The sequence below is a fragment of the Photobacterium kishitanii genome, from assembly GCF_000613045.3.
GTDB classification, from domain to species: Bacteria; Pseudomonadota; Gammaproteobacteria; order Enterobacterales; family Vibrionaceae; genus Photobacterium; species Photobacterium kishitanii.
Genome location: NZ_LN794352.1, coordinates 499553 through 520498, shown reverse-complemented (window position 1 = coordinate 520498; position 20946 = coordinate 499553). Strand labels below are relative to the sequence as shown.

Sequence of the window (20946 nt, the reverse complement as noted above, 5' to 3'; positions counted from 1 at the left end):
AACATTATATAAAATAAAAGTTCATAAATTTCACGGCTCGGCTTCACTGCCAAACCCAAGAATTCTTACTCGTTATTTTTGCGGCGTTGCAGCAGAGTTATCTGTTGCCGCCATTGCTAACGCAGTATCTAACATGCGATTAGCAAATCCCCATTCATTATCACACCACACCAGCATTTTAATTAAATGCTTACCACTGACTCGAGTTTGAGTGCCATCAACAATCGCGCTATGGGGATCATGATTGAAGTCAATTGACACTAATGGTGCTTCGGTATAAGCCACTATACCCTTTAATGTACAACGAGACGCATTTAATAATGCTTGATTTACGTCATTAACTTTCACGTTTGTTGTAACAGTAACCGTTAAATCCATGGCAGTGACGTTTATTGTGGGCACCCTCACAGAAATAGCTTCAAATTTGTCAGAAAACTTCGGAAATATACGACCGATACCTAAATGCAATTTGGTATCTACTGGAATAATGGATTGGCTAGCAGCACGCGTTCGGCGTAAATCGGGGTGATAAGCATCAATAACTTGCTGATCATTCATTGCAGAGTGAATTGAGGTTATGGTGCCAGTTTCAATACCGAAACTATCATCCAACACTTGAATGATGGGCACGATGCAATTCGTCGTACAAGAGCCATTGGAAACAATCGTATGCTGCGGAGTTAACTGTTGATGATTAACGCCATATATCACAGTAAAATCGATATCTTTGGCTGCAGGATGGGAAAATAACACTTTGTTAGCGCCAGCATATATGTGAGCTAAACCATCATCACGAGAACCTAAATGACCAGTACAATCAAGGACGATATCGACATCCAAATCGTGCCAAGGCAACAGTTTAGGATCGGGTTGATGAAGTAGGCGAATTTGATCGCGGTGACCATTTTCATGGGCAATAAAAAGATGCTCCTGGTCATGACTGACAGGCTTACCGAAACGTCCATGGCTAGAATCATACTGAAGCAAGTGAGCCATTGCTTCTGGCTCAGCCAATTCATTGATGGCCACGACGTTAATTTGGTGATGTTTACCACTCTCGTACAATGCGCGGAGCACACTGCGACCGATGCGGCCGAATCCATTTATTGCGACTTTTAGTGTCATATCCGTGCTACAAAAAAACCAAACGGCGTTAGTGTATACCAACCAAGTTTGAGAATCACCATAATTGTGACAACTCTCACTGCGTTTAATTAAATACTTACATAATCAAACACATAATCACACAAAGCTGGATGGTTAAAAATGAAAATATGAATATCCAACCACTATCATCCACTATAAATGTCAATTTCTTGTCATTCAGACAGGCTTTTTTTTGCTTATTTTAGATGCAAATCAACACTGTACAAAATTCACAAAAGCAATAATTTATTCGTAGTATAATTATACAAAATGACATATTTATCTACATTTCAAACTCGTAATGTCACATCAATATGCTTACATTCACGTCTTTAACAGCCATTATTTTTACTGCTAAACATTCGTTACATCCGCAATGAGGTTATTATGAACACCAAAAAAATTGTTATCGGGGGAGCTCTCGCGGTCTTACTTGGCTACGCAGTTTCAGTCTATTGGTCTTTCGAGCCCGACACATTTTCGCCGAGTAAATATGCCGCTCAACAAGCGACATTAAACCATCAACAACAAGTTATTGGTTACGAAACCACGACGACTTTAATCCACATTAATCAGCTATTATTGGATAAGCCGGGTGGTTTCCTAACTAATGACCGTTTACCGCCAAGTGTATTGATGGATAACATGCCTTCCTGGGAAGCCGGTGTGTTAACTCAAGTGCGTGATATGGTGTTAATACTAAAAGATCGTATTAGCCGATCTCAAAATGAAAGCCATATTGATCCGGATCTAAAAGAAGCTCAACCCGCACTTAACATTAATAGTCATAGTTGGAACTTCCCTAGCGCTGAATCACAGTATCAAGAAGCCATTGATTCATTAATCAGCTACCGTGATCGCCTTACTGCGCCCAAAAAACCAAGTCAACAAGCGACATTTTATGCCCGCGATGACGGTTTAGTGGCATGGCTAGAAGTGGTGCAAAACCGTCTTGGTAGTATTTCACAAGATCTCGGTTCATCTGTGGGTGAAGCACACTTAAATATCGATCACGATCAACTAGCTGAAAGCAATGGTGTGATGCGAGAACTCAAAGTCGATAACACTCAAACACCATGGTTAAAAATTGATAATGTCTTTTATGAATCTCGTGGTTCAACATGGGCACTGCTGCTATTAATGCAATCAATGCGAGATGATTTTAAGGAAGTATTAGAAGAATCAAAAGCAATGGTAGTGATGGATCAGATCATTAATGAGCTTGAAGCTACTCAAGAAACTGTGTGGAGCCCAATGATTTTAAATGGTAATGGATTTGGGCTTATTGCTAACCACTCATTGATCATGGCTAACTATGTTTCACGTGCACAAGCAGGTACAGTCGATTTGATTAATATTCTTGAAAAACGTTAATCATCTTTCTCTTTATATACTGAATTAAGACCGCATTAATGCGGTCTTTTTTATCGATTCTGGAGTCGAAATAATTGATTTAACAATATTGAAGAGAATATTAGCGATAAAGTATATTGACTAATACGCCCCCCACTCTGCTAAAGGTCGCCACATATTGCCCTTTACAAGCCTGCGTTTTACATAAATAATCAGCCCATTCTGTTGCTCAGCGTTATTAATGAAACATCAAGTAAAGTAAACCCCTTAGAATATCTTCATTGATGTTGTCATCCTCGGTGTTTCCCTTAGCTTCATCGTCGCATTTAATAATTCACGCTTATTTAGCAACATCGTTTATTCATATTTTACAGTAAGGGTTACACATGTCGCATAAAGCAACGGGTTTAGTGAAGTGGTTTAGCAAAGAAAAAGGCTTTGGCTTTCTAACTCAAGATACCGGTAATGCCGATGTGTTTGTCCACAGCAGTGGCATTGCAGATAAAACCTTAACGACCCTACCTGAAGGTAAAAAAGTTTCTTTTGATGTTGAGCAAGGTCAAAAAGGTCTGCAAGCAATCAATGTTGTGGTTTTATAGTCATAATTTTATCACCTCCCCAAAAAGGCCGCTGATTGATCAGCGGCCTTTTTTTCAAGTGCTAAATTATTGTACGTCAGGATTAGTCTCACATAAGTTTACAAAAATGTAATCTACAGGAAAGGTAGCCGTATAGATCGTTAGGTATTATCTCTACATCAAAACACAGCTAAGGTTTTTACCATGTTTACTAAACCATTTATTATGCTTCTTCCTGCGATTCTATTATCAACATCTGTATGCGCAGCTACGGCTCAAGGGTTCACAGGTACTACAACTCAACAAGGTTTTAACGGCCCAAGCCTTGGTCTAAATACAGTAAAGACGGTTCTTAATTCCGGTATGTTTAGTGATGATACGCCAGTCACATTAACAGGTAATATCACTAGTTCATTAGGGGGTGATCATTACACATTTACCGATGGGACAGGCTCAATTACGGTTGAGATTGATCATGATAAATGGTTTGGGGTGCAGGTTACGCCACAAACAAAAATTACTATCCATGGTGAAATTGATAAAGAATTTAATCATACCGCTATTGATGTTGATCATCTGCGTGTGGTTAGCTAAACGATTCCATCTATATGTAGCTTTGAGGACTAGCTAAAATTTCTTAAAGCTACATATATTTCAAGTGTTAAATACATAAAGCCATGTACTCACCACCCATCGTCATATAGCGATTTAACCTAACTGCCCCCTCATCAACACTCTACACCCATTAATTTCTGTCATTTTTTATATACCAGCTAATAGCTCCTATTAATAATCGGCTCATAGATACTAACAATAGAGCGGTTGTTTGATTTTGTAACACTTATATTTAAGCCTATTTAAATAATTCATATATTGTGCCGTAAATATTTTATAGACATATAAATACATTTAATTTCACTGAAGGCCGTAATTATGCAAATACTGCTTGTAGAAGACGATATTAGCTTGAGTCGTTATATTGAAAAAGGACTCACAGAGGCTGGCCATCATGTGCAGTCGATTGACAATGGAAAGTATGCACTTTCGATATGTATGTCTGAACAATTTGATATCGCGATTGTCGATCGAATGCTACCGGGGTTAGATGGATTATCTTTTGTGAAGGCACTGCGAGCATCAAAAATATCTATGCCGATCTTATTCCTCACCTCATTGGGTGGTATTGATGATCGTGTTGATGGTTTAGAGGCTGGCGGGGATGATTATTTAACGAAGCCGTTCGCATTTTCAGAATTACTCGCACGATTATCAGCCTTATCGCGCCGTTCTAATACCTTAGCAATGACGCCAACAAGCGAACTCATTTACGGTGATCTCAAATTGAATTTATTTGATCATACTGCAATACGACAAGGCACAACCTTGAATCTCCAGCCCAAAGAATTTCGCATTCTGGAGCTATTTCTTCGCCATCCGAGACGCGTTATCACTCGTACGATGTTATTAGAACATGTTTGGGATATCTATTTCGATCCTCAAACTAGCGTCGTTGAAACCCACATTAGCCGTTTACGGAATAAGCTAGAAAAACCATTTGGTGATCAACTTATTCATACCGTTCGAGGTGCAGGTTATAAATTAGAACATAAACATGGGAAATGTAATTGATGCATCTATTAATAGAGCGAGTTCAACAACGGTTTCCTCCGCCAATTTGGTTACGAAGTTCAGCAATGCAACAAGGACTGATGTTTATCATGATGTCAGTAGTGAGCTTAATTTTGATGTCCAGCCTCACGATTGCTTATGTTGATTACCATCTTGACGAAGTCAATAACGATATTGAACACAATATTGAAGCATTTATGCTTGGTATCACCTCCGAGATCGACAAGGAGCCGATTGATGAAGATGATGTCATCGATGTATTAGTGACTGGGTTTACCTTATCCGGCATTTTAGTGGTTCTTTTTAGCTCAGCTATCGTTATTTATATGACAAGGCGCAATCAGTCAAAAATCGATCGTATTGAAGCGGTATTACGTGCAGCAGCAGATGGTGAGTTATCGGCAAGAACAATGATGTCGACTCAAGGTAATGATTTAACTCGTATTGGTCATACTGTTGATGAGATGCTTTCACGCTTACAAAGCGTCGTTGCTGCAATGAGTGATATTTCAGCTAATATTGCCCATGAGTTAAAAACCCCGATTACTCGATTGCAGTATAACTTATTAACACTCAATGAGATGGCAGAATCACACAGCAATAATATTGACGATAGCTTTTATGAGCAGTTGGAGTTATCACTCAAAGAGTCGAGCCGTTTAGCGGAAATTTTTGATGCTTTGCTACGTATATCTCAAATAGAATCAGGAAACAGACGCCAACGTTTTGAGCAAATAGATATTGTCGAAGTAGTGACAACAATTGCAGATATATATACTTATGTTGCAGAAGACGCGGGAATGATATTAAAAATAGACACCCCAATAGAGCCTATTTTCATTCAAGGCGATCGAGAATTACTTATTCAGCAGTTGGCTAATCTAGTCGAAAACTCGCTACGATATTGCCCGCCCGAGAGTCAACTTTGCTTATCATGTTCCACAGACAAAGATAACGTCATTATCACTATGGCAGACAATGGACCAGGTATTAATGACCAAGAAAAAAATCGAGTATTTGAACGCCTTTATCGCATTAATAAATCACGCAATGATGGCGGATTAGGGATTGGACTTACATTAGTTAAAGCGGTAACAGAATTACACCAAGGAAAGATTAAGCTTTATGATTGTAATCCAGGACTTGGAGTAGCGATTAATTATAGTCGCAACTAGCAGCTCAATGCGTTGTCACCTAGCGAAAAGACTCAAATAAAAAAAGGCCACTGATTTCTCAGCGGCCTTTTATCTAAGCGTAATTACTGATAGTCAGAGTAATTACATCCGTGCTTTGAAGATATTTACGATTTCTTCTAGGCTTGCTTGGCGTGGGTTAGTTAAAGAACAGGCATCATTTAGGGCATTTTGTGCCATGAATGCGAGCTTGTCTTCTGTTACGCCCAAATCTGTTAAACGTTGCTTAGTACCCACCTTTTCAGAGAGTACATCAATCGCTTCTAGAGCGGCATTCACTGCTTGCTCTTGCGTCATCGCTGCAGTATCGAGCCCCATTGCTTTCGCAATATCAACAAAACGCTCTGGTACTTGTTGTGCATTAAAGCGCGATACTTCAGCAAGTAGGATGGCGTTACATAGACCGTGTGACAAGTCGTAAACACCACCCAATTGGTGCGCCATTGAGTGTACGTAACCTAAAGAAGCATTTGAGAATGCCATCCCTGCTAAGTACTCGCCGTACTGCATTGCATCACGTGCTGCGCGGTCTTGACCATTAGCTACCACTGCTTCTAAGTTATTAACAATCAACTCAATCGCTTTGATTGCAGCTGCATCAGTGATTGGTGTCGCTGCTGTTGAAACATACGCTTCAACTGCGTGCGTTAATGCGTCCATACCTGTAGTTGCAGTAAGGAACTTAGGCATTGCGACCATTAGCTCTGAATCGTTAACCGCAATAATAGGCGTGAAGTGCTTATCAACCACTGGGTATTTAGTTTCATCGTCTTGGTTAGTGATAATCGCAAATACAGTCATTTCTGATGCCGTACCCGCCGTTGTGTTCACGGTTACCAATGGCAATTGTGGCTTCTTAGAAAGGTGCACACCTTTAGAGTAATCACGGATATGACCCCCGTTAGCAGCAACTAATGCGATACCTTTCGCTGTATCGTGAGAAGAACCACCACCGAATGAAATCACAAAATCAGCGTTGCTTTGTGCAAGTAGAGTAAGACCATCTTCGATGTTTTTCTCGGTTGGGTTTGGCTGCACACCATCATAGATTGCGTAATCAATACCGTGAGCGGTTAGCTCATCAGTAAGCTTGCTAACAAGACCCACTTCAACTAACACACCGTCAGTGACGATAAACGCTTTTTTCAATTCTTTTGACGCTAATTCAGCCCCTAAAGATTGAATAGCATTAGGACCCATTAACGTTACAGGTGGCATGTAAAATACATTGCTCATAGTAAAACTCCGATAATTTTAATTAATTTATAGTGACTTACCGCATTAGCCATAAGTCTGAATTTATTTGATAGCGCGTTATAAATGGGTGATAGCGTAAGAAGCTATATCGAGCTTATTTGTTATTGTTAGTGTCGATGTGATCATTCTACACCCCACCCATTTGGTAACAATAGAGATAAAACCAAAACACTTTTACTTAAATGTAATAATAAAAAGATGTAATAAGCGTTTGTTTACCATAACAGTAAAATATTACTTATCAGCGGCTGATAACAGTTTTTCATTAAAACTCATGTGGGTATTTTTGTTGGTAACTACAATGCCTGAATGCGATTTATCAGCGCTACCATTGACTGCATAGTGGCATGCAACCACAGCATTGTTAGCTTGGTTATTGAAACTAACGTTACCGGTAAATGCGCCGTCACGTGCAGAGGCAGTGTAAGATGTGGCGATGATAGCGGTAGCGATAATTGCTTTAATAACTGTTTTCATGAGTTGTGTAACCTTATCTTTATAATTGTTTGTCAACGCAGTCTGCGTTTCGATGGAGCTATATTAACAATTACAAAAAAACACACAATACAAGAAAACCACAAAAGATTATTACCACACAGGAATAATAGTTATGATGACGATTTAAAGTAGGAGCTCCTTACTGTACGGAGCAAGATCTAGTTTTAAAGTGGCGAAAGTCAAAAATACTTTATAAGCAGAATTAGCAAAGTCTATTAAAACCGAGCTTATGTTTTTTCAATACTGCGTGATCGTATAGTAAATAGATAAGCATGATTATAAAACGATTTTATTAAAGATATTTATTGGTCATATTTTTACTGAATCTTAACTTTCCTACGATACTAATTTAAATATAAAGTATATTTTCTAATTTTCCATATAATACTAATCATCTCTTTTTTTTGTGATCTTAGTATTATTTATAGAAATTTAAAATTTATTTAAACAATACTATTTTTAGATGATGATAATATCTTTAGATAATTCTAAAAATTTTATCTTATTTATACTTGATAGATATATTTATAAAATATAACCACGACAGATACATATGATTTAATATTTGCATCAATAGGAATATTGTATACCTATATCACACTTTCATGATGAGCGGGGTGATATCGTTATAGCTCAACTTCTTAACGACAAATAAAAATGCCTACATTAATTGCTCACCGTGGAATGTCTTCACTTGCTCCTGAAAATACATTATCTGCATTCTCATTATGTAAAGATTCTAAAGTACGATGGTTTGAATGTGATGTTGATATATTACAAGATGGAACAGTTATTATTTCACATGATGATTGCTTAGATAGATGTACAGATAAAAAAGGACGATTGTATGATATTAGTCATAATGATTTATCAACAATAGATGCTGGTAGTTGGTTTAGTGATGACTATATTGGAGAAAGATTACCAACAATCCAGCAGTTGATTTCATTGATTAATGAGAAAGAACTAAATGTAAATATAGAAATAAAATCTTGTGCAGAGAGCGCAAAATTAAGTCATCTTTTAATAGATAATTTAATTTTAGCTCTTGAAAAACTAGATCCTCAAAGAGAATTAATTGTGTCTAGTTTTAATTTCTTAGCCTTATCTGAATTTAAAAATAAAAGACCTCAAACTAAAGTTGCCTGTTTATTTGAAAATAATAATATATGGGATGATTGGCATTCTATTATAGAATGGTGTAAAGCCGAATATATTCATCCAGAAGATAAAGGATTAACACGAGAGATGGTTAATAAATTTAAAGCATCTGGTGTTAAAATTAATGTTTGGACAGTAAATAGTTTATCTCGTGCCAATGAACTATTTAATTGGGGAGTGGATGGGATTTTCACTGATATTGCGCATAAATTCCCTTCTAAATACAAATATTAAAAAACAGGTCTTGATATGAATCTCTTTGAAAAAATAGGGTTTTCAGGAAAAAAACAAGTCCTCGGATTTTTCTCTGTTGTTCTATCAGGGCAAATTATATATTCTGGATTTGAAGCATTTAAAGGTACGTTTTATGACCTCTTACTTGAAGTTCTAAAAATAAACAATACACAGATGGGTATATTGTTTACATTGATAGGCTCTGCAATTTTCTTTTACATACCTGCCGGATGGATTAATAATCGTTTCCCTGTTAAATCAATATTAATAACTAGTTTATTAATAAGGTTTATCACTATGATGGGTGTTATTTTTTTATCTCCAAGTTTTCATATGTTAATGGTTATTGCAGGTATCTGGGGATTAGTTGACTCTGCATTTTGGCCTGCCGTTGTAAATGGTGTGACATTAATGTCTGGCGATAATAATAAAGGTATGGCATTTGGTTTACTTGAATCAGTACGTCGCGCCTCTGAAATGGGGATGAATGCTATTATTGTAGGAATAATGGCATTATTAGGCGGTTCTATTTTAGTTTTCCAAAGTGCTATTATCATTTATACATTACTTATTTTACCCATGATTTTTTGTGTTTGGAAATTTGTACCTAATAATAGAATGGAGATAATAAAAGGAGAAAGTAAAAATAAAGAAGCTCTTAATGGCTTACTACATGTATTAAAAATGCCAACAGTGTGGCTAGCAGCTATTACTTCTTTAACTGTATATTGGATATACATCACTCTAATTTATACAGTTCCTTACTTACAGGCTGTTTTTGGATTATCAACAGAACAAGCCGCATTGTTTGGTATTATTAATACAGGTGCTATGGGTGTAATTTCCGGATTAATATCTGGTTCAATCGCTGATTTTATTTTTAAATCTTCAATTAAAATGATGTTTTTTGCACTATTCTTAACAATTATATCTTTATCTATTACGATATTTTTGCCTAAAGAACAAAATATGTTATTCATTAATATAATTTTATTAATGTGCTTTTCGTTTAGTATTTTTTTAGCTAAAGGAATTATTCTGGCTCCAGTAGCAGAAGCCGGCGTTCCTAAAAGTTATACCGGTTCAGCGATGAGTATTGGATCATTTGCTGCATATTCTTCTGTATTTTGGGCTTATGCATTAAATGGTTGGATTATTGATACATATCCAGCAATCAAAGCATATCAAATCATTTTTGGAATAGGTTTAATCGTTGCTATTATTGGTATGATTACATCATTTGCACTGATAATAATGAAAAAACGAACTAATGAAATATTAGTCATTAAGCATAATTAATATTTAATACACTCGTTCGTTAATGCTCAAAAGGCTACCGCTTAGGTAGCCTTTTTATGTACAGCGGTTACGCATATATTAAATCGCATAAATATCCATACTGTTCAATAGTGTTCTTTAACCACTATTTACTTTGGGAGCAACAACCTTATATGCAACTATTTTAACCATACTGCTATTGTTGTGATCTATAGCTAATTTAACTATTCAGCTAAGGTATAAACTAACACTAACTTAAGCTAAAAGATAAATTAAAACCTTGTATATTCAGTTGATTACGTATAGTTACGTTTATCTTTGTGCTTAATAAACTTAATAAATTTATGATTTGGAGAGACAAATGAAAGCTGTTTTTTCTGGTAAAGATCGTAATAACGAAAGCGCGACATACTGGTTTGATGTTTCAATCAACGTCACGGGTGAAGCGGATGGAATGGTGCTCGGGGTAGTTGAAAATAATAACAAAGATATTTGCATTGTTGACAGTGAATCACACTGTATTAAAGGCTCTTGGTTTGCACCTTATGTAACCAACTTGCCAGATTATGTATCTACTGCAGAAAGAGCACTTTAGATAATAAAATGATCGTTGCTATGGGTAGTCTGAGACTGCCCTTTTTTAGCTATGTATCAATATAACAAGGCCGTTAGACGGCCTTATATTAAGCATATTCTTAAATATAATTTACCACGTTAAACCACATGCGCTCGCTTTTGCTTTCGCTAAACTGTAGTACTTACGCTTAACTAAATAATTACCGTCGTTTTTAAGCCCTTCAATATGTAGCCACTTATTTTTACCGAAACGTGCTTTAACTGGTACGCCAACAGCAAAGCGTTTGCCTGATTGATATTTTGCAACGTAAAAAGAATCTCGTACTTTAAAAATATAACCATTATTACCACAGATTCTAGCGCTCTCAACACGACCTTTTTTAGTCTCGCCCCAAGAACCCCAATCATTAGCCTGTGCTGGTACTGAAGTTATCGCCACTAAACCAACTAATAATCCTAAAATAGTTTTTTTCATAACACCACCAAAAGTAAACTTGAGAGTTTATTTTAATGGTTATCTCTATAAACAAAAGCAAAATAACGCTTAAAAATCAAAAATTGACAAACGTCAGCGAAATGCATCTCTAGCGGTATTGGGAAACATTTAAATATATCGTTAAGACATATAACAACTGTTTATTACGCCACTTATAGTGCATGTTTTATTGGTAATATCCTAGCTCATGAATTAACAGCTCATAATAAAAGCCTTAGGTTCCCTACTATCTTTACGTGCATTTACTGGAATGGAATAAAATCGACGATTAGATCAGAAAATTTTCATGTTTGGCATAAACGCAAAAAAGGCTTTGAACAATAAGTTCAAAGCCTTCTTAACAAATATTTTTAATGGTTAAGGCTGAGCCTTAACACTGACTTTACTTAGTCATGTTGCCGCTTTTGTACATAGTAGCGAATACAGGAGTGTAAAGTGCGATAATTTTATTAACGATACCAGTCATTTCTTTTTCCTCAATAAACTAAGCTTTAAATAATACAACCATAGCCTAACCATTGACTCTATAAGGCTTGCGGTCGTGTTTCGATGGAGGCCATTATAGATATTTTAATGGCCTTGAAAAATGATAAAAACAGCTACTTCAGATTAGTTTTAGTAATGATTAATGCGGTTGAATTACGATTTTATTTTTATAAAAAAACACAGATCATCGCCACAAAAAAAGACCGCTATCTGCGGTCTTTTTCAAACTTAGTTATTAGGAAATAATAAAATATTATCCAAGTAACTCATTAGCATTATTAACAATATTTTCTACTGTAAAACCAAACATCTTAAATAGTTCATCTGCAGGCGCTGATTCACCAAAAGTTGTCATACCAATAATACGACCGTTAAGGCCAACATACTTATACCAGTAATCGGCAATACCCGCTTCAATAGCAATACGTGCTGTTACATTAGCTGGCAATACACTTTCACGGTAAGCAGCATCTTGTTTATCAAATAAATCAGTTGCAGGCATAGAAACCAAACGAACTTGACGACCTGCAGCCGTTAATTCTGCATAAGCTTGCGCAGCAATACCAACTTCAGATCCCGTCGCAATAAGAATAAGCTCTGGCTCAGCAGTACAATCTTTAAGAATGTAACCACCTTTAGTGATATTAGTGACTTGCTCAGCATTACGATCTTGCTGATCAAGATTTTGGCGTGAGAAGATCAATGCTGTCGGACCATCTTTACGCTCTATCGCATATTTCCACGCCACAGCAGATTCAACCTGATCACAAGGACGCCAAGTACTCATATTTGGTGTTAAGCGCAGTGATGCGACTTGCTCAACCGGTTGGTGAGTTGGACCATCTTCACCTAAGCCAATTGAATCGTGAGTATAGACCTGAATGTTTTGCACTTTCATTAATGCTGCCATCCGCAATGCATTACGCGCGTATTCCATAAACATTAGGAAAGTTGCACCATAAGGAACAAAACCACCATGTAATGCAATACCATTAATGATGGCTGTCATACCAAACTCACGCACACCGTAATGAATATAGTTACCAGAAGCATCAGTCGGTGTCAGTGATTTAGAACCAGACCACATGGTTAAATTAGAGGGTGCTAAATCGGCTGAGCCTCCCATAAATTCAGGCAGTAATTGACCATAAGCTTCTAACGCATTTTGTGAAGCTTTACGTGAGGCGATATTGGCAGGATTGGCTTGTAAATCAGCAATAATGTTCGACGTTGCAACTTCCCAATTAACAGGTAAGTCGCCATTCATACGACGGGTAAATTCAGCGGCTAATTCAGGAAAAGCAGCGCTGTAGGCGGCAAACTTTTTATTCCATGCAGCTTCTTTAGCATTACCCGCTGCTGTTGCATCCCAATTAGTAGCAATATTAGCTGGAATTTCAAATGGGCCATGGTTCCAACCTAAGAACTCACGTGCTGCAGCTATTTCTTCCGTACCCAATGGTGCACCATGACAATCATGCGAACCGGCTTTATTAGGTGCACCAAAACCGATGATGGTTTGGCAACAAATAAGAGTTGGCTTGGTTGTTTCAGCTTTCGCCGCTTCAATCGCTGCATTAATCGCTTCAGCATCATGGCCATCAACAGTTGAAATGACATGCCAACCGTAAGCTTCAAAACGTTTTGCAGTATCGTCGGAGAACCAACCTTCTACTTCACCATCAATAGAAATACCGTTGTCATCCCAAAAAGTAATTAACTTACCTAGGCCTAATGTGCCAGCAAGTGAACACGCTTCATGAGAGATACCTTCCATCATGCAACCATCACCCATAAAAGCATAAGTGTAGTGGTCAACAATATCATGACCTGGCTGGTTAAATTGCTCAGCCATCGATTTCTCAGCTAATGCCATACCAACTGCATTAGTTATGCCTTGGCCGAGAGGGCCGGTTGTGGTTTCAATGCCTGGAGCATACCCATATTCCGGATGACCTGGCGTTTTTGAATGTAATTGACGGAAATTTTTAAGATCATCAATCGATAAATCATAACCTGTTAAATGAAGCAGAGAGTAAATAAGCATTGAGCCATGACCATTTGATAAAATAAAACGATCACGATCAACCCAGTTTGGGTTATGGGGGTTATGGTTCAAATGACCACGCCACAATACTTCAGCAATATCTGCCATTCCCATTGGTGCACCAGGGTGACCTGAATTCGCTTGTTGCACACCATCCATACTAAGTGCACGAATTGCATTGGCTAGTTCTTTACGCGACACCGCATTACTAGAAGACATATCTGCTCCAAATAGTCATAAAATAATAATTTACGAATAAATAATGACGCCATTTATTAGCGATCACTTGATTTCGGTTGAATATTGTCTCAAAGAGGCACCACCAACTGCAATCGTTTTCGTTTTTAAAAAAGTTAATTTATTCAATAATATGCAACCAATGTTAATTTAAGTTTTTACATTTAAAATAGTCACAATAAAAAGCTTAGTATTTAATAGGTTGGGATTTTGACTAAATCCTTACATATTACATTGTTGATTTTATAACTAGTCGGGGTATTATGGACGTCTAGACGGAGGTAGCTCCATACATGTAAACGTATGGAATGCAATGTAGTATCAGTATTACCGCTACCGTTCTAATAAATTTATGAATATAAGTGAGATCACCAATGGCTAAACACTTGTTTACTTCTGAGTCGGTATCGGAAGGACATCCAGATAAAATTGCAGACCAAATTTCAGATGCAGTCTTGGATGCAATTCTAGAGCAAGACCCGAAAGCGCGTGTTGCTTGTGAAACTTACGTAAAAACTGGCATGGTAATGGTCGGTGGTGAAGTAACCACATCAGCTTGGGTTGATATCGAAGAAATCACCCGTGAGACAGTACGTGAAATTGGTTATGTTCACTCTGATATGGGCTTTGATGCTAATTCTTGTGCTGTGTTAAATACCATTGGTAAGCAATCACCAGACATCAACCAAGGCGTTGATAAAACTGACCCTAAAGAACAGGGTGCTGGTGACCAAGGTATTATGTTTGGCTACGCAACCAACGAAACTAAAGAATTGATGCCTGCACCAATTACTTATGCTCATCGTCTTGTTCAACGTCAAGCGCTTGTACGTAAGAATGGTAGCCTACCTTGGTTACGTCCTGATGCTAAATCTCAAGTAACGTTTGAATACGATCAAGGTAAGATTGTTGGTATTGATGCAGTTGTGCTATCAACTCAACACAGTGATTCAATCTCAACAGCAGATCTACGTGAAGCTGTAATGGAAGAAATCATCAAGCCAGTATTACCAGAAGAGTGGCTACGTAAAGAGACTAAATTCTTTATCAACCCAACCGGTCGTTTTGTTATTGGTGGCCCAATGGGTGACTGTGGTCTAACTGGCCGTAAAATTATCGTTGATACCTACGGCGGCGCAGCGCGTCACGGCGGCGGTGCATTCTCAGGTAAAGATCCATCAAAAGTTGACCGTTCAGCAGCATACGCAGCACGTTACGTAGCGAAAAATATCGTTGCCGCTGGTATGGCTGACCGTTGTGAAATTCAACTTTCATACGCAATCGGTGTTGCTGATCCAACATCTATCATGATTGAAACGTTTGGTACTGAGAAAGTACACCCAGAAATTATTATTGAGTCGGTTCGTCAGCACTTCGACCTACGCCCATACGGCCTACAAGAAATGCTAAACTTACTGCAGCCTATCTATAAAAAGACTGCTGCATATGGTCACTTTGGTCGTGATGAATTCCCTTGGGAAAAAACTGACAAAGTAGACGCACTACGCGACTTCGCTAAACTTAAATAATAATAAATTTAAGTTTATCAAAAACTAAGGGACGATAATTCGTCCCTTTTTTTATTCCTAAAATAAAATAATCGTTAATATTTATCCTCCAGTGTATAGTCAGCAGTGTTTATTCTCCGCTCTGTAACACGTTAATCTAGGATATTTCAAGTTATGACTCCGCTACAAAAGCAAGTGCTTACTCACGTAGAGTGCTGTATCAAACATGCCAATCAACGCCTCAACAAACGACTACAAATACCAACCGTCAACTTTAATCAGCGTGGCAAAATTGCTGGTACTGCCCATCTACAAAAATGGGAATTACGTTTTAATCCAATACTACTGGCTGAAAATCCTGATGCCTTTCTTAATGAAGTCGTTGCCCATGAAGTCGCCCATTTAGTGGTATTTAAATTATTTGGTCGCGTGCGCCCTCATGGTCGTGAATGGCAACTAATCATGACTGAAGTATTTAATGTAACGCCTAAAACCACCCATAACTTTAATGTTAGTTCAGTCGCTGGCACCCGCTATATTTACCTTTGCCCTTGTAGTGAATACCCACTAACAATTCGACGCCATAATAAAGTAAAACGAGGCCAAGCTAGTTATTACTGCCGTAAATGCAAACAACCATTACAGTTTAAGACTGACATTCAATAATAATGTTGAAGCATAGTAATAACGTCAATTAACCGTTACCAAATAACGCTACTAACATGCCCAAAAGATAACTATCAGTAAGCTAATCCCCTTCCGCAGTCTCTGTGGCTAAACCAGACAACCACAATTATTTCGTTGTCGCAGCATCTCAAAAAGCTAATTTATCAACCTCGTATTAGCAGATGATAATAGTCATCATCAAACATGACCATTATTGTTTACTTTGATCTATTTACTCTATTTCAGTAATTAACTTTTGCCCTCAATCTGCCGCTAACCGTGGTAATATCTGGTATTACTCAACCATTACTGCAGATGACCGCATCATGAGAATTCCACGAATTTACCATCCACAACCTTTACCAAGCCAAGGTATGGTTATGCTTAGCGACGATGCGGCTAACCATGTTGGTCGTGTTATGCGAATGCAAGTTGGGCAACAAGTATTACTGTTTGATGGCAGTAATGCTGAGTTCCCAGCTGTGATTAGCAGCGCTAGCAAAAAAAGTGTTGAAGTTGAGATTCAAGCGCGCGTTGAACATAGTATTGAATCACCACTGGATATTCACTTAGGCCAAGTAATTTCACGTGGCGATAAAATGGAGTTCACGATTCAAAAATCAGTTGAACTTGGCGTTAATACTATTACGCCTCTGATTTCAGAGCGTTGCGGCGTTAAACTAAATGCAGAACGATTTGAGAAGAAACTTGAGCAGTGGCAAAAAATAGCTATCGCAGCCTGTGAACAATGTGGCCGTAATGTTGTACCAACTATTCGCCCAGTAATGAAACTAGAGCAATGGTGTGCTGAAGAATATGACGGTCTAAAACTAAATTTACACCCTCGAGCACATTATTCAATTAACACCCTTCCGACCCCAGTAACTAAAGTACGGTTATTGATCGGTCCAGAAGGTGGCTTATCTGCTGAAGAAATCAGTATGACTGAGCAATATAAATTTGACGAAATTTTATTAGGCCCACGTGTATTACGCACTGAGACTACCGCAATGACAGCCATTACCGCACTACAAGTTCGCTTTGGTGATCTAGGCTAAGTAATCAGGAGAAAACAATGATCAAGCTAGGTATAGTGATGGACCCTATCGAGTCTATCAATATCAAAAAAGATTCGACCTTTGCCATGATGATGGAAGCACAACGTCGTGGTTGGGAATTACACTACATGGAAATGAGTGATCTTTCTTTAGAGCAAGGTGTCGCGATTGCACGTACTCGCACTGTAACTGTAAAAAAAGATCCAAACGACTGGTTTGAATTCCATAATGAACAAGAGATCCCGCTGGCGGATCTTGATGCGGTATTAATGCGTAAAGATCCTCCTTTTGATACTGAATACATTTATGCAACTTACATTCTTGAGCGTGCAGAAGATAACGGTGCCTTAATCGTTAATAAACCGCAAAGCCTACGTGATTGTAATGAAAAATTATTTACGGCATGGTTTCCAGAACTAACGCCAACCACGCTTGTTACTCGTCGTGCTGACAAACTGAAAGCTTTCCACCAACAGCACGGTGATGTGATCTTAAAACCACTTGATGGTATGGGTGGCTCATCGATCTTCCGAGTGATGAAAAATGATCCTAACGTATCAGTGATCATTGAGACACTAACAGCAATGGGTGAAAACTACTGCATGGCACAAACTTTCGTGCCTGATATCAGTAACGGTGATAAGCGTATTTTAGTGGTTGACGGCGAACCAATGCCATACTGCCTAGCACGTATTCCAGCTAAAGGTGAAACGCGCGGTAACCTTGCTGCAGGCGGTCGTGGTGAAGCACGCCCAATTAGCGACACCGATCGTAAAATTGCCGAAACAGTAGCGCCTATTTTAAAAGAGAAAGGCTTAATCTTTGTAGGTCTTGATGTGATTGGCGACAAGCTAACTGAAATTAACGTTACTAGCCCAACTTGTATTTGTGAAATTGAAGCCGCGTTTGATATTTCAATCACGGGTAAATTAATGGATGCGATTGAGCGCCGTATTAACGCTAACTAAGATCACCTAAGCGCTAAACATCAGCCATAATCAAACCAAGAACGCAGCGATTATATTTTATCGCTGCTTTTTACTATCAACACCATCATCGGTGCTGACGTGTATTTAATGGTGTTGTAAATGAATCTGACTAATCACTTTTTAGTGGCGATGCCCACTATGCAAGATCCAAATTTCAAACGCAGTGTGATTTATCTTTGTGAGCATAATGATGAAGGTGCAATGGGCATTATCATTAATCAACCAATTGAAATCTCAATTGCCGATATGCTTGAGCAAATTGAGATCGAACGCACACAGCCTTTAATTGACCCTTTGAGTATTGAATATCCGGTTCTCAATGGTGGTCCAGTGGCCGAAGATCGCGGCTTTGTATTACACACTATTCAAGCTGATTATAACTCTAGTATTACTATCACTCCTCAACTTGCTGTCACCACATCCTTAGATATTTTAGCCCAACTCGGCACTCAGCAAGCGCCACAACAATTTATTGTCGCGCTCGGTTATGCAGGTTGGGATGTGGGTCAACTGGAGCAAGAATTAGCCAATAATAATTGGCTCACTATTGAAGCTGATAGCAACATAATTTTTTCCACTCCGATAGATCAGCGCTGGCAACAAGCCATGGCAATATTGGGTATTAGCCCCGCGAATCTGTCTTCAGATATAGGTCATGCATGAGTCAATCTCGCAGCGTATTAAGCTTTGATTACGGCACCAAAAGTATTGGTGTTGCTATCGGCCAAGAACTCACAGGCACAGCCAGTCCGCTGGCTGCTTTAAAAGCCAAAGATGGCATTCCTAATTGGGATGATATTGAAAAAATCCTTAAAGAGTGGCAGCCAGATTTAATCGTCGTCGGCTTACCATTAGATCTCGAAGGCAAAGAGCTAGAAACCATAGCGCCACGTGCCAAAAAATTTGCTAACCGTATTCATGGTCGATTTGGTTATGCAGTCGAATTACACGATGAACGTTTAAGTACTGTTGAAGCCAAAGCTGACTTATTTGAACGTGGTGGTTATCGCTCATTAAGTAAAGGTAATATTGATTCACAATCTGCGGTAGTGATTTTAGAAAGCTGGTTTGAACGTCAATACGGCGCTTAATAAACAACTTTTTTCCATCACCACCGCAACTAAAAAACAATAATAAAAAAGACAAGCTCCCGCTGGAAGCTTGTCTTTTTTTTTGCTGTACAGCTTTCAATCATAAGATCATCATAAAGCTGACGCTACTTTTCTGTAAGCGTTTCGTCTTGTTATCAAGCCGCATTATCTCTCTCTTGATCAGCTTGTACAGCTTTTGGATCATTTAAACCCAAAAACTCACCCTTCTAATTTTGTTTATTCCCTTAAAAATAAAAAACCTAAAAAACCAATCAGTTACAATATTATTATTAATTAGCATTAATGATTGGCAATTTTACTATGATGATCCTTTTGCAAAAGGATCATCATGGTCTTTATTATTTATCTAACGTTACACCCGCTAAACTATTTAATGGTTTAGCCGCTGGATCACCGACCTTGATCATCAATCGTAAGTCATTAGCAGAGTCGGCATGATGAAGCGCATCTTGCTCTCTGATTTTACCTTCACTAAATAACGCATACAGTGATTGATCAAAAGTTATCATTCCCGCCTGTGCCGATTTTGCCATCACATCTTTAATTTCATGCAGATCGCCACGTCGAATAAGATCAGCAACTCGCGGCGTATTAAGCAATAATTCATAGACTCCATGACGGCCGATACCATTAGCATCGGCAACCAACTGCTGCGCCAAAATACATTTAAGATTCAGTGATAAATCAAACAAAAATTGCTCACGGCGATCTTTGGGGACTAAATGCAAAATACGCTCTAATGCCTGATTAGCATTATTAGCATGCAAGGTTGCTATGCATAAATGTCCTGTTTCAGCAAAATTCATCGCGTATTCCATCGTTTCAGATGTACGAATTTCACCGATCACAATCATGTCTGGTGCTTGGCGTAATGAATTTTTTAATGCCACTTCATAACTGGCAGTATCAAGCCCAACTTCACGCTGGGTGATAATGCATTTGTCATGTTTATGAACAAACTCAATCGGATCTTCAACCGTTAAAATGTGGCCACTACGGTGCTGATTACGGTAACCTATCATTGCAGCCATCGAGGTTGATTTACCCGAACCAGTAGCTCCGACAATTAATACTAAGCCACGTTTTGATAACGCTAGCCGCTCCATATCAATCGGTAACTGTAAATCATTCATTTGTGGGATTTGAGTTTCAATGCGACGGATCACCATCCCGGGTAATTCTCGTTGCCAAAACGCACTGACACGAAACCGAAACGCATTACGTACGAGGGCAAAGTTGGCTTCTTTAGTACTGATAAATTCTTGTCGCAAGCTGGCATCCATTGCTTGATCAAACAAACTATCAACCCGATGACGAGTTAACGTTTCTCCAACGTCATGCAGATTGCCATCAATTTTTAATAAACACGCAGCATCAACCGTGATATATAAATCAGAGGCTTTTTTAGCAACCATTTGCTCAAGGATGTCATCTAAAGTCATGC

20 protein-coding genes are annotated in these 20946 nt (G+C 38.3%); 14 read left to right on the top strand and 6 right to left on the bottom strand.

Annotated elements, in window-relative coordinates; genetic code table 11:
- Positions 1-72: 72 nt before the first annotated feature.
- The gene (gene epd / locus PPBDW_RS02695; protein WP_036793291.1) at positions 73-1125 is read right to left on the bottom strand and encodes an erythrose-4-phosphate dehydrogenase; all 1053 of its coding nucleotides are present in this window, start codon (positions 1123-1125) and stop codon (positions 73-75) included.
- Positions 1126-1533: 408 nt separating this feature from the next.
- Here epd and PPBDW_RS02690 point away from each other — a divergent pair, with 408 nt between their 5' ends.
- The 5 genes from PPBDW_RS02690 to PPBDW_RS02670 all read left to right on the top strand — a co-directional run bounded on the left by PPBDW_RS02690 (position 1534) and on the right by PPBDW_RS02670 (position 5881).
- Positions 1534-2520, top strand: coding sequence for a DUF2333 family protein (locus PPBDW_RS02690; RefSeq protein ID WP_036793290.1), 987 nt, complete (start codon positions 1534-1536; stop codon positions 2518-2520).
- Positions 2521-2885: 365 nt separating this feature from the next.
- The gene (locus PPBDW_RS02685) at positions 2886-3098 is read left to right on the top strand and encodes a cold-shock protein (RefSeq protein ID WP_036793289.1); all 213 of its coding nucleotides are present in this window, start codon (positions 2886-2888) and stop codon (positions 3096-3098) included.
- Between the two features lie 183 nt (positions 3099-3281).
- Entirely contained in the window at positions 3282-3671 is a 390-nt protein-coding gene (locus PPBDW_RS02680; RefSeq protein WP_036793288.1) for a NirD/YgiW/YdeI family stress tolerance protein, read from the top strand.
- A gap of 339 nt (positions 3672-4010) precedes the next feature.
- A complete protein-coding gene (locus PPBDW_RS02675; protein ID WP_036793287.1) occupies positions 4011-4706 on the top strand; it encodes a response regulator transcription factor in 696 nt (231 codons plus the stop codon).
- On the top strand, positions 4706-5881 hold the full coding sequence (locus PPBDW_RS02670; RefSeq protein WP_036793286.1) for a sensor histidine kinase: 1176 nt from the start codon (positions 4706-4708) through the stop codon (positions 5879-5881). The genes PPBDW_RS02675 and PPBDW_RS02670 overlap by 1 nt, the downstream gene beginning before the upstream one ends.
- Before the next feature lie 102 nt (positions 5882-5983).
- On the opposite strand, the gene PPBDW_RS02665 is transcribed toward PPBDW_RS02670, so the two are convergent.
- A complete protein-coding gene (locus PPBDW_RS02665) occupies positions 5984-7135 on the bottom strand; it encodes an iron-containing alcohol dehydrogenase (RefSeq protein WP_036793285.1) in 1152 nt (383 codons plus the stop codon).
- 255 nt (positions 7136-7390) lie between these two features.
- Entirely contained in the window at positions 7391-7633 is a 243-nt protein-coding gene (locus PPBDW_RS02660; protein ID WP_036793284.1) for a hypothetical protein, read from the bottom strand.
- Positions 7634-8311: 678 nt separating this feature from the next.
- On the opposite strand from PPBDW_RS02660, the gene PPBDW_RS02655 reads away from it, so the two are divergent.
- From PPBDW_RS02655 to PPBDW_RS02645, 3 genes are all read left to right on the top strand, one after another.
- Positions 8312-9049: a glycerophosphodiester phosphodiesterase family protein gene (locus PPBDW_RS02655; RefSeq protein ID WP_036793283.1), complete on the top strand. Its 738-nt coding sequence runs from the start codon at positions 8312-8314 to the stop codon at positions 9047-9049.
- 15 nt (positions 9050-9064) lie between these two features.
- On the top strand, positions 9065-10348 hold the full coding sequence (locus PPBDW_RS02650) for an MFS transporter (protein WP_036793282.1): 1284 nt from the start codon (positions 9065-9067) through the stop codon (positions 10346-10348).
- Between the two features lie 340 nt (positions 10349-10688).
- The gene (locus PPBDW_RS02645; RefSeq protein WP_036793281.1) at positions 10689-10922 is read left to right on the top strand and encodes a hypothetical protein; all 234 of its coding nucleotides are present in this window, start codon (positions 10689-10691) and stop codon (positions 10920-10922) included.
- A gap of 111 nt (positions 10923-11033) precedes the next feature.
- Here the strand turns inward: PPBDW_RS02645 and PPBDW_RS02640 are convergent, their stop codons facing one another.
- Both PPBDW_RS02640 and tkt read right to left on the bottom strand, forming a co-directional pair.
- On the bottom strand, positions 11034-11378 hold the full coding sequence (locus PPBDW_RS02640; RefSeq protein WP_036793280.1) for a hypothetical protein: 345 nt from the start codon (positions 11376-11378) through the stop codon (positions 11034-11036).
- 760 nt (positions 11379-12138) lie between these two features.
- Complete coding sequence (tkt, locus tag PPBDW_RS02635; protein ID WP_036793279.1) at positions 12139-14151, bottom strand: transketolase; 2013 nt, start codon at positions 14149-14151, stop codon at positions 12139-12141.
- A gap of 392 nt (positions 14152-14543) precedes the next feature.
- Between tkt and metK the strand changes: the two genes are divergently transcribed.
- The 6 genes from metK to ruvX all read left to right on the top strand — a co-directional run bounded on the left by metK (position 14544) and on the right by ruvX (position 19481).
- The gene (metK, locus tag PPBDW_RS02630) at positions 14544-15698 is read left to right on the top strand and encodes a methionine adenosyltransferase (RefSeq protein WP_036793278.1); all 1155 of its coding nucleotides are present in this window, start codon (positions 14544-14546) and stop codon (positions 15696-15698) included.
- Between the two features lie 153 nt (positions 15699-15851).
- Complete coding sequence (locus PPBDW_RS02625; RefSeq protein WP_036793277.1) at positions 15852-16343, top strand: SprT family zinc-dependent metalloprotease; 492 nt, start codon at positions 15852-15854, stop codon at positions 16341-16343.
- A gap of 326 nt (positions 16344-16669) precedes the next feature.
- The gene (rsmE, locus tag PPBDW_RS02620; RefSeq protein ID WP_036793276.1) at positions 16670-17401 is read left to right on the top strand and encodes a 16S rRNA (uracil(1498)-N(3))-methyltransferase; all 732 of its coding nucleotides are present in this window, start codon (positions 16670-16672) and stop codon (positions 17399-17401) included.
- A 17-nt stretch (positions 17402-17418) separates the two neighbouring features.
- Complete coding sequence (gene gshB, locus PPBDW_RS02615; protein WP_036793275.1) at positions 17419-18369, top strand: glutathione synthase; 951 nt, start codon at positions 17419-17421, stop codon at positions 18367-18369.
- A 120-nt stretch (positions 18370-18489) separates the two neighbouring features.
- Positions 18490-19053 (top strand): YqgE/AlgH family protein, encoded by a 564-nt coding sequence (locus tag PPBDW_RS02610; protein ID WP_036793274.1) that lies wholly within the window; start codon positions 18490-18492, stop codon positions 19051-19053.
- Positions 19050-19481, top strand: coding sequence for a Holliday junction resolvase RuvX (ruvX, locus tag PPBDW_RS02605; RefSeq protein ID WP_036793273.1), 432 nt, complete (start codon positions 19050-19052; stop codon positions 19479-19481). Before PPBDW_RS02610 ends, ruvX begins: the two co-directional genes overlap by 4 nt.
- Before the next feature lie 359 nt (positions 19482-19840).
- Here ruvX and PPBDW_RS02600 read toward each other — a convergent pair whose 3' ends face one another.
- A complete protein-coding gene (locus PPBDW_RS02600; protein ID WP_036793272.1) occupies positions 19841-20944 on the bottom strand; it encodes a PilT/PilU family type 4a pilus ATPase in 1104 nt (367 codons plus the stop codon).
- Between the last annotated feature and the right edge of the window lie 2 nt (positions 20945-20946).